This is a genomic window from Haloferax sp. ATCC BAA-644 (assembly GCF_000336975.1).
Taxonomy (GTDB): Archaea; Halobacteriota; Halobacteria; order Halobacteriales; family Haloferacaceae; genus Haloferax; species Haloferax volcanii.
Map to the genome: position 1 here is coordinate 169,432 of NZ_AOLF01000022.1, position 14,289 is coordinate 183,720.

The 14,289-nt window shown below is 68.3% G+C and carries 16 protein-coding genes; 7 read left to right on the forward strand and 9 right to left on the reverse strand.

Annotated features, from left to right (window positions below; genetic code table 11):
- Window positions 1-3: 3 nt before the first annotated feature.
- The 3 genes from sucD to C458_RS18155 form a co-directional block, all read right to left on the reverse strand.
- Entirely contained in the window at window positions 4-873 is an 870-nt protein-coding gene (gene sucD, locus C458_RS10925) for a succinate--CoA ligase subunit alpha (RefSeq protein WP_004062518.1), read from the reverse strand.
- The gene (gene sucC / locus C458_RS10930; RefSeq protein WP_004042383.1) at window positions 870-2,015 is read right to left on the reverse strand and encodes an ADP-forming succinate--CoA ligase subunit beta; all 1,146 of its coding nucleotides are present in this window, start codon (window positions 2,013-2,015) and stop codon (window positions 870-872) included. The genes sucD and sucC overlap by 4 nt, the downstream gene beginning before the upstream one ends.
- Window positions 2,016-2,135: 120 nt before the next feature.
- A complete protein-coding gene (locus C458_RS18155; RefSeq protein WP_146047402.1) occupies window positions 2,136-2,324 on the reverse strand; it encodes a hypothetical protein in 189 nt (62 codons plus the stop codon).
- A 135-nt stretch (window positions 2,325-2,459) separates the two neighbouring features.
- Here C458_RS18155 and C458_RS10935 point away from each other — a divergent pair, with 135 nt between their 5' ends.
- The 7 genes from C458_RS10935 (at window position 2,460) to C458_RS10965 (ending at window position 9,827) form a co-directional block, all read left to right on the forward strand.
- Window positions 2,460-3,425, forward strand: coding sequence for an NADPH:quinone reductase (locus C458_RS10935; RefSeq protein ID WP_008575692.1), 966 nt, complete (start codon window positions 2,460-2,462; stop codon window positions 3,423-3,425).
- Window positions 3,426-3,533: 108 nt separating this feature from the next.
- Window positions 3,534-4,241 (forward strand): SDR family oxidoreductase, encoded by a 708-nt coding sequence (locus tag C458_RS10940; protein WP_008575694.1) that lies wholly within the window; start codon window positions 3,534-3,536, stop codon window positions 4,239-4,241.
- A gap of 259 nt (window positions 4,242-4,500) precedes the next feature.
- Window positions 4,501-5,838 carry a sodium-dependent transporter gene (locus C458_RS10945; protein WP_004062515.1) on the forward strand — a complete coding sequence of 446 codons (1,338 nt, stop codon included), beginning with the start codon at window positions 4,501-4,503 and terminating at the stop codon, window positions 5,836-5,838.
- 172 nt (window positions 5,839-6,010) lie between these two features.
- Window positions 6,011-7,429: a sodium-dependent transporter gene (locus C458_RS10950; RefSeq protein ID WP_008575697.1), complete on the forward strand. Its 1,419-nt coding sequence runs from the start codon at window positions 6,011-6,013 to the stop codon at window positions 7,427-7,429.
- Between the two features lie 222 nt (window positions 7,430-7,651).
- Window positions 7,652-9,196, forward strand: coding sequence for an acyl-CoA carboxylase subunit beta (locus C458_RS10955; protein ID WP_008575698.1), 1,545 nt, complete (start codon window positions 7,652-7,654; stop codon window positions 9,194-9,196).
- A complete protein-coding gene (locus tag C458_RS10960) occupies window positions 9,193-9,462 on the forward strand; it encodes a hypothetical protein (protein WP_008575700.1) in 270 nt (89 codons plus the stop codon). Before C458_RS10955 ends, C458_RS10960 begins: the two co-directional genes overlap by 4 nt.
- A 62-nt stretch (window positions 9,463-9,524) precedes the next feature.
- The gene (locus tag C458_RS10965; RefSeq protein ID WP_008575702.1) at window positions 9,525-9,827 is read left to right on the forward strand and encodes a hypothetical protein; all 303 of its coding nucleotides are present in this window, start codon (window positions 9,525-9,527) and stop codon (window positions 9,825-9,827) included.
- 36 nt (window positions 9,828-9,863) lie between these two features.
- Here the strand turns inward: C458_RS10965 and C458_RS10970 are convergent, their stop codons facing one another.
- From C458_RS10970 to cofD, 6 genes are all read right to left on the reverse strand, one after another.
- Window positions 9,864-10,520, reverse strand: a complete 657-nt coding sequence (locus C458_RS10970; RefSeq protein WP_008575704.1) for a glycerophosphodiester phosphodiesterase family protein — start codon at window positions 10,518-10,520, stop codon at window positions 9,864-9,866.
- Between the two features lie 195 nt (window positions 10,521-10,715).
- Window positions 10,716-10,904, reverse strand: a complete 189-nt coding sequence (locus tag C458_RS10975) for a 30S ribosomal protein S17e (protein WP_004042417.1) — start codon at window positions 10,902-10,904, stop codon at window positions 10,716-10,718.
- Window positions 10,905-10,928: 24 nt separating this feature from the next.
- Entirely contained in the window at window positions 10,929-11,618 is a 690-nt protein-coding gene (locus tag C458_RS10980; RefSeq protein ID WP_008575706.1) for a DUF447 domain-containing protein, read from the reverse strand.
- Window positions 11,615-12,475 carry a triphosphoribosyl-dephospho-CoA synthase gene (locus tag C458_RS10985; protein ID WP_008575708.1) on the reverse strand — a complete coding sequence of 287 codons (861 nt, stop codon included), beginning with the start codon at window positions 12,473-12,475 and terminating at the stop codon, window positions 11,615-11,617. Before C458_RS10985 ends, C458_RS10980 begins: the two co-directional genes overlap by 4 nt.
- On the reverse strand, window positions 12,475-13,266 hold the full coding sequence (locus C458_RS10990; RefSeq protein WP_008575710.1) for a tRNA-dihydrouridine synthase: 792 nt from the start codon (window positions 13,264-13,266) through the stop codon (window positions 12,475-12,477). The genes C458_RS10985 and C458_RS10990 overlap by 1 nt, the downstream gene beginning before the upstream one ends.
- Window positions 13,266-14,258, reverse strand: coding sequence for a 2-phospho-L-lactate transferase (gene cofD, locus C458_RS10995; protein WP_008575711.1), 993 nt, complete (start codon window positions 14,256-14,258; stop codon window positions 13,266-13,268). The genes C458_RS10990 and cofD overlap by 1 nt, the downstream gene beginning before the upstream one ends.
- Window positions 14,259-14,289: the final 31 nt, after the last annotated feature.

The following is a 14,289-nucleotide window of genomic DNA, read 5'->3' on the forward strand; positions in this document are numbered from 1 at the left end:
AAGTTAGAGGAAGTCTTCGATGTGGTCGGCGACCTCGTTGGGGGTGTCGCCGACGGGGACGCCCGCGTCGTTGAGGGCGGAAATCTTGGACTCCGCGGTGCCCGTGCCCGACCCGGAGACGATAGCGCCGGCGTGACCCATGCGCTTGCCCGGCGGTGCCGTGCGGCCGGCGATGAAGCCGGCGACGGGCGTGTCCATGTTCTCCGCGATGTACTTCGCGGCCTGCTCTTCGTCCTCGCCGCCGATTTCGCCGCACATGACGACGGCGTGGGTGTCGGGGTCGTTCTCGAACGCTTCGAGGGCGTCGACGAACGACGTGCCGATGATGGGGTCGCCGCCGATGCCGATGGCGGTGGTCTGGCCGATGCCGCGCTCGGTCAGGTTCGAGACGACCTGATACGTGAGCGTGCCGGAGCGGGAGACGAGGCCGACGTTACCCTCCTCGAAGATGTTGCCGGGGAGGATGCCGAGTTTGGCCTCGCCGGGCGTGATGATGCCCGGGCAGTTGGGGCCGATGAGGCGCGTGTCGGTCTCGGACAGGCGCTTGTTCACCTTGGCCATGTCCTGCGTCGGGACGCCCTCGGTGATGGCGACGACGAGGTCGAGGTCCGTGTCGAGCGCCTCGAAGATGGCGTCGCCGGCGAACGCCGGCGGGACGAACACGACGGAGGCGTTGGCGTCTTCCTCGTCGACCGCTTCCTCGACGGTGTCGTAGACGGGGATACCGTCCACGTCCTGACCGCCCTTTCCGGGGGAGGTTCCGGCGACGACGTTCGTGCCGTATTCGACCATCTGCCGGGTGTGGAACTTGCCTTCGCCACCCGTGATACCCTGTACAACCACTCGCGTGTCGTCGTCGACGAAAATGCTCATTGGGACACCTCCTGTGCGTTCTCGACGGCACGCTGGACGGCGTCCTCCAGCGTCCCCTCGACCTGTACGAGGTCCGTGTTCAGAATCTCCATGCCCTCCTCGGCGTTCGTGCCCGCGAGACGGACGACGACCGGCTTGGGAATCTCGTCGAAGCTCTCCAGCGCCTCGTTGATACCCTTGGCGACCTCGTCGCCGCGGGTGATGCCGCCGAAGATGTTGAACACGACGGAGTCGACGTTCTCGTCGGAGAACACCATATCCAGCGCGTTCGCCACGCGCTCGGCCTTCGCGCCGCCGCCGATGTCGAGGAAGTTGGCGGGTTCGCCGCCGAAGTAGTCCACGAGGTCGAGCGTCGTCATGACGAGCCCGGCACCGTTGCCGATGATGCCGACGTTACCCGACAGACGGACGTAGTCGAAGCCGTACTCGCCGGCCTTGGCCTCGAGGTCGTTCTCGTAGGCGTCCTCTTCCATCGCCGCGAGGTCGTCGTGACGGAACAGGGCGTCGTCGTCGATGTTCATGACCGCGTCCGCGGCGACGATGTCGCGGTCGGACGTAATCATGACGGGGTTGATTTCGATGTCCGACGCGTCGTTCGACTCGTAGAGGTCGTACAGCGTCGTGAGGAACGAGGCCACGTCGAAGGCCACGTCGCGGGGGATGCCCGCCTCGAAGACGACCTTGCGGGCCTGATAGGGGTGCAGACCGAACGCGGGGTCGATGTGCTCGCGGGCGATTGCGTCCGGGTTCTCCTCTGCGACTTCCTCGATGTTGACGCCGCCTTCCGTCGAGACCATCGCGACGGGCTTGCCCTCGCTGCGGTCCATCGTGACGCCGACGTACAGTTCGTTCTCGAAGTCGACGCCGGCCTCGACGAGCACCCGATCGACCGTGTAGCCCTTGAGGTCCATCCCGAGGATGTCCTCTGCGGCCTGTCGCGCCTCGTCCTCGTCCGTGGCGATTTTGATGCCACCGGCCTTGCCACGCCCACCGACGTGTACCTGCGCCTTGATGGCGGCGGGGTATCCGATCTCCTCGACCGCCTCCATGACCTCCTCTACCGACGACGCGAGACGGGACTCTGGCACCGGAATCCCAGCCTCTGCGAAGATATCCTTCGCCTGGTATTCGTGAAGCTTCATTACCATGCGTGGGAGGGAAAGGCACGCGCTTAAATCCCATTCATCTACGTTCTGGGACAACCGGGAACATTCGCCGCATAGCGTTTACTCGCCGCCGAAAAAATGGACCGACGCGACCGCTCACTCGGCGTAGAACCGGACGAGTCCGCAGGACTCGCAGACGTACGCCTGCACGTACGACCCGCGGAGGTCGAGCGCACCGAGCAGTCCGCCATCGGTGTCGACGCGGAGGCCGTCGCCGTTGTACGTCGTCTTGTGGCCGACCGACACCATCGACACGTCGCAGTCGGGGCACGTTCTTGGAGGCACGAACCGACGTTGTCTCGGGCGGAGAATGTGCGTTTCGGCACCCACGAGGACTGACCGACCCGGCCGCCGCGTCGAAACGCCGCGATTCGCTCCGAGTCGTCCGAATTTATCACCCGCCCGAACCCATCATTCGCCATGCGCGCTGTCAGATTCCACGACCACGGCGGACGCGACGTGCTTCAGGTAGACGATATCGACACGCCCGAACCGGCGGCGGGCGAGGTCCTCGTCGAAGTCGCGGCCGCGGGCGTCAACCCCGTGGACACGTACTTCCGCGAGGGCTCGTACCAACCCTTCGCGATGCCGATGATTCCCGGCGTCGACGTGGCCGGAACGGTCGCGGCGGTCGGGGCCGGCGTGACGGGGTTCGAGGCGGGCGACCACGTCGTCGGCACCGGCATCGGGAAGGACCACTACGGCGGCTACGCCGAGTTCGCGGCCGTCCCGACCGACCGGCTCGCGGTCCTCTCGGACGACGTGGACCTCGTCGCGGCCGGCGGCGCGGGCGTCGCCGGCGTCACCGCGTGGCGCGCCCTCGTCGACCACGGCGGGATGCAACTCGGAGACACGGTGCTGATTCACGGCGGCTCCGGCGGCGTCGGCCACGCCGCGGTCCAGCTCGCCGCCGCGTCCGGGGCCCGCGTCATCGCCACCGCCGCGCCCGACTACCACGACCGGGTGGCCGAACTCGGCGCGGACGTGGTCCTCGACTACGACCGCGACGACCTCGCGGACGCCGTCGGTGCCGCGGCGACGGGCGACGGCGTGGACCTGACGCTCGACCACCGAATGGACGACTACCTCCAGTTCGACGCCGACGTGGCCGCCCACGGCGGTCGCATCGTCGGCATCGGTGAGAACGACCCCGAAGTCGGCTTCGACCTGTCGTCGTCGGCCCGGGGGAAGGACCTCTCGCTGACGATGATGAGTATGTTCAACACGCCGGATCTGTCGGCCCCGCTGCGCGAACTCGCCGGCCAGATGGGCGCTGGCGAGTTCGAAATCGACGTGGCGCGGACCTACGACCTCGACGAGGCCGCCGAGGCCCACCGCGCCGTCATGGAAGACAGCGTCCTCGGCAAACTGGTCATCACGCCCTGACGCGGCCGCCGACGCGGAAAGTGAGGACGCAGCCCACCACCGCGCCCGGTCGCCGGCGGGCGCACAGCCGCGACCGAATTATGTCCCGTGCGCACGTACCGCACGGACATGGACGTGACATTCGATTTCGACGGAACCGTCGCTCTCGTGACCGGTGCGAGCGGCGCGCTCGGCGGCGCAATCGCTCGCGCGTTCCACGAGGCGGGCGCGTCGGTCGCGGCCGCGGACGTGGTCGAACCCGACGACGAAGACGACTTTTTCGAGACCGAAGGAGTGCGGTTCTACGAGGGCGATTTCACCGACGAGGACGACGTGGCGCGCGTCGTCGACGAGGTCGTCTCCGACTTCGAGCGTCTGGACCACCTCGCCAACATCGCCGGGACGTGGCGCGGCGGGACGCCCATCGACGAGACCGACGCCGACACCTTCGACTTCCTGTTCGACGTGAACCTCAAGACGATGTTCCTCGCGTCGAAACACGCGATTCCGCACCTCCGCGAGACCGAGGGCTCCGTCGTGAGCGTCTCGGCCCGCTCGTCGCTTTCGGGCGGCGAGGGCGACGGCGTCTACCGGGCGTCGAAGGCTGGCGTTCGCCTGCTCACCGAAACCATCGCCGAGGAGAACCGCGGCGACGTGCGCGCGAACGCGGTGATGCCGAGCGTCATCGACACGCCGATGAACCGCGAGATGATGGCCGACGCCGACTTCGAGAAGTGGGTGAAACCCGAAGAAATCGCCCGGACCGTCCTCGCGCTCTGTTCGGACGCGACGCCCGTGACGAGCGGTGCGGCCGTCCCGGTGTACGGCGAGGCCTGATCCGACTCTCCCTCTGATTCGTAGCAACATTCGCCACGTTAAGGGGTGACATCCGTTTCGGTGCGCACGAATTTTTACACGGTACGCAAGTGATTCACGAACACGACACTCGTTAGAAAAATGAGGCTATTCCGGGGTCGAATTCGGACGAACGAACCATATATTATAGTTGGTTAGAGAATTGTGTCGATTTTCGCTCCGATATGCGACGGCATACCGCGTCATTTATCACACCCACATCGGCAACAGGGTGATAGACATGACCGAACGTGAAACGTGGGCAACCAGGGCAGGGTTCATCCTCGCGGCCGTCGGCAGCGCGGTCGGCCTCGGGAACATCTGGCAGTTCCCGTTCAAGACCGCCCAGTTCGGCGGTGCCTCCTTCCTGATCGTCTACATCGTCGCGGCGCTCGGTATCGGCCTCCCGGCCATCCTCGCCGAGTTCGTCATCGGACGCAAAGCCAACCTGAACACCATCAGCGCCTTCGAGAAGCTCGGCTACAAGGAGTGGCGCGTCGTCGGCGCTATCGGCCTGTTCACCGGCTTCTGGATTCTGTCGTACTACAGCGTCGTCGGCGGCTGGGTCCTCCGGTACATCGGCGGCAGTCTGACCGGCGCGTACTTCGCCGCCCCCGCGGAGTACTTCGGACAGGTGTCCGCCGGCATGGAGGCGCTCGCGCTCCACGCCGTCTTTATGGCGCTCGTCGTCGGCATCGTCGCCGCCGGCATCGAAGACGGCATCGAGAAGGCGACGAAGCTCATGGTGCCGAGCATCGTCGTCATCCTCGCCGCGCTCGCCGTCTTCGCCTTCACGCTCCCCGGCGCGTCGGCGGGCTACGCGTACTTCCTCTCGCCCGACTTCAACGCGCTGTCGGAGAACTTCGCTGAAATCGTCCCCTTCGCCGTCGGGCAGGCGTTCTTCTCGCTGTCGCTCGGCATGGGCGCGATGATTACCTACGCCTCCTACATCGACGGCGACCAGAGCCTGTTCGGCGACGGCATCACCATCGTCTTCCTGAACAGCTTCGTCGGCATCCTCGCCGGCCTCGTCGTCCTTCCGCTCCTGTTCGCGCAGGGCATCGACCCCAACACGAGCGGCGCGGGCGCGGTGTTCATCAGCGTCGCCGGCGCGTTCGGTGACATCCCCGGCGGCCAGATAATCGGCTTCGTCTTCTTCGCGGTCGTGCTCATCGCGGCGCTCTCGTCGGCCATCAGCCTGCTCGAAGTCGTCGTCTCGTGGGCCATCGACAACTACGACGTGTCCCGCCCGCAGATGGCCATCGGCCTCGGCGGGACCATCTTCCTGCTCGGCGTCCCGTCGGCTATCGACTCCGCGTGGCTCGGCTGGTTCGACACGCTCGCCTACCAGCTGCTCCTCCCGCTTTCGGTCCTCGGCATCCTCGTCTTCGCGGCGTGGGTCTACGGCGCGCCCGCCATCGACGAACTGATGAAGGGCAGCGGACTCGGAGAGGGCGTCGGGCTGACGTGGCTCTGGCTCGCCCGCACGCTCGTCATCGTCGCCGTCGTGGCGACGCTCGCCCTCGGCCTCCAGACGCTGTTCCTCGGCGAGAGCCCGGCCATCGTCCCGCCCCTCTGAGGCGGCGAACGCTCCCGCTTTTCGAGCGGTTAGGAATCGTCGGTAGCGACGCGTCTCTTCCGACTATTCGACGGCGATTTTCACGCGTAGACCACTCAAAACCGTTAAATTTCTCCGATGACGTATCGTCGGTTCGAAAGCCCTTTTACCGGTGGGCTGTCAATGGGTGGCAATGACACGAGAAACATGGGCAACACGGCTCGGGTTCATCCTCGCGGCCGTCGGCAGCGCGGTCGGCCTCGGGAACATCTGGCGGTTCCCGTGGCAGACCGCCGAAAACGGCGGCAGCGCGTTCCTCGTCGTATATCTCGGCATCGTCCTTCTCGTCGGCGTCCCCGGACTGCTCGGCGAGTTCGTCATCGGCCGCCGCGCGAAGAAGTCGCCGGTCGGCGCGCTCCGTGACCTCTCCGGATCGAAAAAATGGGGCGTCGTCGGCGCGTTCTCGGTCGTCACCGGCATCTCGCTGCTCTCGTTTTACAGCGTCGTCGGCGGGTGGATTATCCGCTATCTCCTCGAAAGCGCGGCCGCGCTCGCCGGCGGCAACCCCGCGTACTTCACGAATCCGGGGCAGTACTTCGGCGGCGTCTCCGCCGGCGTCGACGCGGCGCTCTACCACCTCCTGTTCCTCGGCCTGACCGCGCTCATCGTCTTCGCGGGCGTCCGCAAGGGCATCGAACTCGGCACGAAAGTCATGATGCCCGCCGTGCTCGTTCTCCTCGTCGGCCTCGCCGGCTGGGCCGCGACCCAGCCCAACGCGGCCGCGGGCTACGCCTTCTTCCTCCGATTCGACCCCTCGGTCATCACCGAGAACTTCTTCGCCATTCTCGGTCCCGCCGCCGGACAGGCGCTGTTTACCCTCTCGCTCGGCGCGGGCACGATGATAACGTACTCCTCGTACCTCGGTGAGGACCGCTCGCTTCCCTTCGACGGGAGCGCCATCGCGGTCCTCAACACGAGCGTCGGCGTCATCACCGGCCTCGTCGTCTTCCCGCTTCTGTTCTCGCAGGGCATCAACCCGACCGAGACCGGCACCGGGCCGGGCGCGCTGTTCGTCGGCCTCGCCGGGGCGTTCTCGCAACTCCCCGCGGGGACGCTCATCGCCACCGCGTTCTTCGGCGTCGTGACGCTCGCGGCGCTGTCGAGTTCCATCAGCATGCTCGAAATCCCCGTCGCGTTCCTCGTCGACGAGTACGGCGTCTCGCGCCGACGCGCCGTCGCCGGGATGACTGCGTTCGTCGCCGTCACCGGGACCGTCTGCGCGTTCAACCCGGGCATCTTCGGCTTCGTCGCCGGGCCGCTCGTGAACGTCCTCCTGACCGCCGGCCTCGCCGCGTTCCTCCTGTTCGTCGGCTGGGTCATGGGCCGAGAGGCGCTCGAAGAGTTCGCCGCCGGCGCGGGCGAGTTCTCGAAGTCCCTCGGCACGCCGTGGCTCTTCGCCGTCGGGGTCGTCCTCCCGCTGTTCCTCGTCTTCACGCTCCTCACGCACTTCGGCGTGGACACGACCATCGGCTTCTGGCCGACCGTCGGCGTCGCCGTCGTCGGGTCCGCCGCCGCCTTCTTCGGCCTTCGACAGCCCGATTCGGTCGTCTAACCGGCGACCGCCCCGACGCATTCGAGCGGTGAACCGACCCCGTTGCCTCCGTTTTCGGCCGACTCGACCGCCACGAGTCGTTCCACTCCACGCCGCTGTCTATGATGATTGTTCCATCTATTATTCGACAACTGTCGAAGTAAGGGTTGCCGGATTGCGGAACTCCTTTGACCGAGGACTGCGGACCGACGAGTCAATGAGCGAAGGTGGTCTGGCATGACGATGGAAGACCGGATCGACGAACTCCGCGAGAAGCGCGAGAAAGCCCTGAAGGGCGGCGGCGAGGACCGAATCGCCTCGCAGCACGACAAGGGCAAGATGACCGCCCGCGAGCGTATCGACTACTTCCTCGACGACGGCACCTTCCGGGAGTTCGACCAGTTCCGAACCCACCGCAACCACAAGTTCGGGATGGAGGAGACGAAGCTCCCCGGCGACGGCGTCATCACCGGCTACGGCGAGGTCGACGGCCGAACCGTCTTCGTCTTCGCCCACGACTTCACCGTTTTCGGCGGCTCGCTCGGCGAGGTGTTCGCCGAGAAAGTGTGTAAGGTGATGGACAAGGCGATGGAGGTCGGCGCGCCCGTCGTCGGCCTCAACGACTCCGCCGGCGCGCGGATTCAGGAGGGCGTCCAGTCGCTCGGCGGCTTCGGCGAAATCTTCCGCCGCAACACCGAGGCGTCGGGCGTCATCCCGCAGATTTCGGCCATCATGGGGCCCTGTGCCGGCGGCGCGGTGTACTCCCCCGCGCTGACCGACTTCACGTTCATGGTCCGCGACACGAGCCACATGTTCATCACCGGCCCGGACGTCATCAAGACGGTCACGGGCGAGGAGGTCACCTTCGACGAACTCGGCGGCGCGACGACCCACACCTCGACGAGCGGGGTCGCACACTTCGCCACCGACACCGAAGAGCAGGCGCTCGACGACATCCGCCACCTGCTTTCGTACCTCCCGCAGAACAACGTCGAGGACCCGCCGCGCGTCGAACCGTGGGACGACCCCGAGCGCGTCGACGACGACCTCGCCGAGGTCGTGCCCGACCAGCCGCGCAAGCCCTACGACATCCACGACGTGCTCGACGGCGTCCTCGACGAGGGCTCGTTCTTCGGCGTGCAGGAGGACTTCGCCAAGAACATCGTCGTCGGCTTCGGCCGCCTCGACGGCCGCTCGGTCGGCATCGTCGCCAACCAGCCCCGCGTGAACGCCGGCACCCTCGACATCGAGGCCTCCGAGAAGGGCGCGCGCTTCATCCGCTTTTGCGACTCGTTCAACATCCCCATCCTCTCGTTCGTGGACGTGCCCGGCTTCCTGCCCGGCACGGACCAGGAGCACAACGGCATCATCCGCCACGGCGCGAAGCTCCTCTATGCCTACTCCGAGGCGACGGTGCCCCTCATGACCGTCATCACGCGCAAGGCCTACGGCGGCGCGTACGACGTGATGGCTTCGAAGCACCTCGGCGCGGACGTGAACTACGCGTGGCCGACCGCCGAAATCGCCGTGATGGGGCCGCAGGGCGCGGTCAACATCCTCTACCGCGACGAACTCGACGCCGCGGACGACCCCGACGCCCGCCGCGACGAACTCATCGAGGAGTACCGCGAGGAGTTCGCCAACCCCTACACCGCCGCGGACCGCGGCTTCATCGACGATGTCATCGAACCCGGCGAGACCCGCGAGCGCCTCATCTCGGACCTCGAGATGCTGAACTCCAAGCGCAAGTCCCAGCCCGACAAGAAACACGGCAATATCCCGCTATGAGCGGGGAGCTGCTGTCGGGGCTGTCGATTCCGGACGACGCCGACGCCGAGGAGGCCGCGGCCATCGCCGCCGCCGTCGGTGCGCACCTCCACGACCAGTCGGTCGCCGCGGCCGCCGCGGCCGCAGAAGACGGCGAGGAGACGTGGAACGAAAACCGCTGGCGGTACGCCGGCCGCCTCGAATCGGTCACGGGCTGTGGCCGCCGCGTCCCCGCCGGCGCGCCGACCGACGCGTGGGCCGCCTCGGGCCGCGTCGACCGGTTCTGAATCGGGGGCCTGCGTTTTCACGACGGAAAATTCACATTTTACCCGACGTCAGTCGGTCCGATATGGTCCAAACCGCGCTCGTCTGGCTGTTCCTCAACGCCGTCCTCGCCGGCTTCGCCGCCGTCGCGGTCGCCGCACACTACGCCGACGAGGGCGAACTCGACTTCGTCTCCGCGGCGCTCGCCGCCGTCTTCACCGGGACCTGCGTCGAACTCGGGACGGCGAACGGCTACCTCCCGGACGGGGTTCTCCCGACCGCCGTCGTCGGGGGCTGCATCGTCGTCGCCCTCGCCTCGCTCGCACTCGGTGTTCGGCGGGACCAAGCGGCGTTTCAAGCGTTCCGGAGCGACGCTCGGTCTCGGTAGTTGGTAATCAGTAGTTGGCAGTCGGTGGCCCGTCGTTCACTCCGCGACCCCCGGGTCGTCGACGACGACGCCGTCCACGCCGTACTCCCGGAGTCGCCGCGCGACCTCGCGGTCGGGAACCGTCCACGCGTTGACCTCGAAGCCGCGGTCGTGCGCCTCCTCGACCCGCGACGACGAGAGCAGGTCGTAGTGCGGGTGGACGGCCGCGCAGTCGAGGTCGGCGGCGACCGATAGTGACTCGTCCCAGTCGGCCGCGAAGAGGAAGGCGACCGGGAGCGCGGTCGTCTCGCGTCCCTCACGGAGCGCGTCGGCGTCGAACGACGAGACGAGTATCTCGTGTTCCGCCTCGCCGGCGACGGCCGCGAGGTCGTCTGCGAGCCCGGTCTCTTTCAGTTCGACGTTGACCGAAACGCGGTCCGGAAGGGCGTCGAACACCGCGGCGAGCGTCGGAATCGACTCGTCGGAGCCGCCGACCGTGAGTGCCTGCAACTCCGCGAGTCTCGTCTCGTCGACGCGGCCGGTCGCGCCGGTCACGCGGTCGAGCGTCTCGTCGTGGACGACGATGAGTTCGCCGGAGCCGCAGCGTCGAACGTCGAGTTCGACCCAGTCGAGTCGCTTCGCGGCCGCGTCGAAGGCGGCGAGCGTGTTTTCGGGGGCGAGGGCGGGACAGCCGCGGTGACCGATGACGCGCATGTCGGTACGTCGCGGGAGGGCGGCCTAAACGCTTCCTCCGGACCGGTCGAAAGCGCTCGGGAGCGGTTCGTTCGGGTATAGTGGACTGGGGACCGAGCCGCGCGGGGGTCGCGCGCTCGTCGCGCACGAACCGGCGCGGCCGCTCCGCGCGGGCTGGAGAAGATGTGTTCGCAGAGAGAATCGACTGACTCGAACTTACGCGCCCTGGCCGCCCTTCTTGCGCGTGATATAGCCGGCGATGCGGTTGCGGACGCCCTTCGACTCGACCGTGGTCAGTTCCTCGACGCTGTCCTTGTTCGTCTCGAAGTCCGTGTTGAACGCCTGCGGGTACCGCTCCAGCAGGATGTTACCAAGCTGCTTGACGTACTTGGGCTTGATTGCCATGTCGGAAGATTCCCCGGACGAACACTAAAACGATTCGTTCCGTCTCGCGGCCGCCCGCTCGCGCCAGCCCGTCAACTCGTCGATTCGCGCGAACGCCTCGCGCTCTCGTCTCCCGCCGCATTTCTCGACCGTCTCGGCGAAGTAGTCGAGTCGGGCCAACAGGTCGTCGGTGTCGAAGGCGGGCACGTCGAGCCGCGAGGCCGCAACCGTCGCGTCGATGACCGCGCCGAAGCCTCGGTTGATAGTGAGCGGCCGGGTCCGCTCGACCGCGGCATCGACGGGCCGGAGTTCCCACGATTCCCACTCGGTTCCGCCGTCCTCGCCTGAATCGACCGGCGTCGCCTCGACTTCGGCCCACGCGTCTGCCGCGTCGAGGACCGGCGACTCCCGTTCGTAAATCGTCATCGCGGCCTCGACGAACGCCCGCGGGTCGGAGACGAACTGGACGACGCCGCCCCCCTGCCGGTGGAAGTTCCGACGAGTTCGGGTGTTGCCCCACGTCGTCGCGGTCGCTGGGGGCGAGGGCGTGCTGGCGGGTGCATCGCCATCTTCGTCGCTGTCGTCATCGCCGCCGGCCGCCGGCGCGTGGACGCCGAGCGCCGCGAAGTTCCACCGGTCGTTCGGCCCGAGCGTGGCGACGACTGACTCGGTGACGCCGCGGAGTTCGACGGGCCAGTCGGTCGCCGTTTCACGCTCGGATTCCTCGTCGCTCACAGCGGCACCCCCCGCTCCAGCGCGACGAACGTCGCCGCGCAGACGATGTCGGCGGTCGTCCCGGGGTTGATGCCCTCTGCGACGAACGCCTCGGCCAGCTCCTCGGCCTCGTCGAGGTCCGAAACGTCGGCCGCGCGGGCCATCACGTCGCGGGCGACGGCTTCGCCGTGGTTCGTCGCGACGAGCGTGTCAGGTTCCTCCGCGAGGAGGTCGAGGAACGCGCGAGCGACGCGGTCGGTGACGGGGCCGTCGTCGTCGAGGATGGCCTCGGCCGCGCGGAACGTCCGGGCGAAGCCGCCGGTCCACTCGCGGGCGTTGGCGTCGCGGTCGGCGCTCAGGTTCATCACGTCGTACAGCGTGCAGCCGCGGTCTCGGAGCGCGTCCGCCGCGTCGCCGCCGCGCCGAACGTCGAGGGCCGGGGCGTCGTCGGGCACGTCGCCGACGGCCACGTCGACGTGTTCGAACGCGCGGTAGAACCCGACCGCGTCGGCGACGGTGGTCGACTCGACCACGGCGGTCGCGCCGGCGGGCGAGAGGCCGCGGCCGTCGTCGGCCGCCGCCCGGACGAGCGGGACGAGAAGCAGGAGACAGCCGAACTGGGTGTTGCCGCCGCCCTGTCGGCTCATGCCGGCGACCGCCTCCTCGAACGCCTCGCCGACCGGCGCGCCCGACGCGGCGCGTTCGAGGCCAGTCGCGGAGCCGACCGCGCCCGTGAGGAACTGTTCGAAGCGCAGGTCCGAGAGGTCGCGCCGGCGGTCGACGTTCCCCGGTTTGGGCGTGCCGGCGACCTCGAGCAGGAGCGCGAGTTCGGCGTGCCGCGCGGGGTCGAACCCGCGGTCGGAGACGGGCGCGACCATCAGGCGGACACCTCGCTTTCGTCGCCCGACTCGGCGGCGTTCTCGCGCCCGGCGAACCAGTCGTCCACGGCGGTTCGGACCCGGCGGAGGACCCTCGGATTGTCGCTCGGCCGCCCGACGCTCACGGCGTCGGCCCCGTAGTCGAGGTACTCGGTCGCCGTCTCGCGGTCGCGGACGCCGTTGTTGGCGACGAGAAAGAGGTCGGGCGCGGCGGCGGCCACGTCGGCAATCACGGCCTCGGAGTCCATCGCGTCGACGTGGAGCCAGTCGGCCCCCGCGTCAGCGAGCGCGACCGCGAGACTCGGGAGGTCCACGCCGTCGATTTCGGCGCGGACTTTCGCGCCGACGGATGCGCCCGACTCGGCGGCCGCGGCGACGTACGCGGCCAGCCGGTCGGTATCGCGCAGGAGCGTCTCGCCGCAGCCAACGGCGCGGAGTTCGTCCTGTCGGCAGTGGGCGTTTATCTCGACGCCCGCGCCGCGGTCGGCGCAGACGGCGGCGACCTCCCGAATCGGGTCGGGCGAGGTCGCTCTGACGTTGACGGCGACGAACCGGTCTCCCCCGCCGAACTCGTCGAGGGAATCGAGTTGGGCGGCGACGAAGGCGACCGGGTCGTCGGCGAGGAACTCCGAGCGTCCGCGGGCGACGAGGTCGCGGGCCGCCGCCTGCGAGGGCTCATCGAGGGCGACGCCGCCGAGGAACGCCGCGCCGACGTGGGGGGCCGCGGCGTCGGCCCACGCGGCGTCGGACTCGCCGCTGAGGCTCGCAACGGCGACTCGCGGGGCGAACATCACGACACCTCGCTGAGCGCCGCGGAAACGGCGCGGGCGACGCGCTCGGCGTCTCCCGGGCCGTCGATTCGGGTGTCGGTTCTGACGACCGGGCGGTCGAGGTCGGTCCCGTCGTCAGTGTCGAGGACGAACGCGTCGGCGAAGGGGTAGGCCGCGGCGACGCCGGCGGTCGATGGCTCGTAGCCGACGCCCGCCATGAGGTCCGCGGCGGGGCCGGAGAACACGGTGTCCTCCACGAACGGCGAGACGGCGACGACCGGCGTGTCGTCGAGGGCGTCCGCGAAGCCGTCGATGGCGAGCATCGGCCCGATGCTCGTGACAGGGTTCGAAGGGCCGACGACGACGGGCTCTGCGAGGGCGTCGGCGACCTCGTCGGTGATTGTGGCGTCGTCAGCGCCGCGGAACTCCACGTCGCGGACGGCGGGGTCGGCGCGGCGGTGGACCCAGTACTCCTGGAAGTGCATCGTCCCCTCGTCGGTGTGAATCAGGGTCGCAACGGGGTCGTCGCTCATCGGGAGGAGCGACGCGTCGAGGTCGAAGGCGGCGGCGAGGGTTCGCGTGACCTCGGTGAGCGTGTTCCCCTCGTCGAGAAGCGAGGTTCGGGTGATGTGGACCGCGCGGTCGCGGTCGCCGATTTCCATGAACTCCGCGACGCCCGAAAAGCGCCGCCAGCGGGCGATGTCGCGGCCGGCGGTCTGGGCCGACTCGGAGAGGTAGCGCGGGCCGGATTCGAGGCCGGCCGCGTCGGCGAGGCGGTGGAGTTCGTCGTCGGTCGCGGTGGTGTCGCCGGCGACGCCCCACCAGCGGTCGGTGTCGAGGACGCCGCCGCCGGCGAAGAGGACGGTGTCCACGTCGGGACAGACGAGGTGGCCGCCGAGTTCCACGTCGTCGCCGGTGTTGGCGACGACGGTCGTCTCGGCGGGGTCGAACACCCCGGCGGCCCCGTCGAGGAGTTTGGGGGTGCCCGTCCCCCCGGCGAGAAACGTAACCATGGTGCGCCGTACGGCGAGTGTCCGTTTGAAA

Bases quoted from the DNA above. Each gene is read 5' to 3' on its own strand.
- C458_RS10945 (WP_004062515.1), top strand. From the start codon at position 4,501: ATGACCGAACGTGAAACGTGGGCAACCAGGGCAGGGTTCATCCTCGCG.
- C458_RS10990 (WP_008575710.1), bottom strand. From the start codon at position 13,266: ATGTTCGCCCCGCGAGTCGCCGTTGCGAGCCTCAGCGGCGAGTCCGAC.
- cofD (WP_008575711.1), bottom strand. From the start codon at position 14,258: ATGGTTACGTTTCTCGCCGGGGGGACGGGCACCCCCAAACTCCTCGAC.
- C458_RS10985 (WP_008575708.1), bottom strand. From the start codon at position 12,475: ATGGTCGCGCCCGTCTCCGACCGCGGGTTCGACCCCGCGCGGCACGCC.
- C458_RS10955 (WP_008575698.1), top strand. From the start codon at position 7,652: ATGGAAGACCGGATCGACGAACTCCGCGAGAAGCGCGAGAAAGCCCTG.
- C458_RS10960 (WP_008575700.1), top strand. From the start codon at position 9,193: ATGAGCGGGGAGCTGCTGTCGGGGCTGTCGATTCCGGACGACGCCGAC.
- C458_RS10950 (WP_008575697.1), top strand. From the start codon at position 6,011: ATGACACGAGAAACATGGGCAACACGGCTCGGGTTCATCCTCGCGGCC.
- C458_RS10940 (WP_008575694.1), top strand. From the start codon at position 3,534: ATGGACGTGACATTCGATTTCGACGGAACCGTCGCTCTCGTGACCGGT.
- sucC (WP_004042383.1), bottom strand. From the start codon at position 2,015: ATGAAGCTTCACGAATACCAGGCGAAGGATATCTTCGCAGAGGCTGGG.
- C458_RS10965 (WP_008575702.1), top strand. From the start codon at position 9,525: ATGGTCCAAACCGCGCTCGTCTGGCTGTTCCTCAACGCCGTCCTCGCC.
- sucD (WP_004062518.1), bottom strand. From the start codon at position 873: ATGAGCATTTTCGTCGACGACGACACGCGAGTGGTTGTACAGGGTATC.
- C458_RS10975 (WP_004042417.1), bottom strand. From the start codon at position 10,904: ATGGCAATCAAGCCCAAGTACGTCAAGCAGCTTGGTAACATCCTGCTG.
- C458_RS10935 (WP_008575692.1), top strand. From the start codon at position 2,460: ATGCGCGCTGTCAGATTCCACGACCACGGCGGACGCGACGTGCTTCAG.
- C458_RS10970 (WP_008575704.1), bottom strand. From the start codon at position 10,520: ATGCGCGTCATCGGTCACCGCGGCTGTCCCGCCCTCGCCCCCGAAAAC.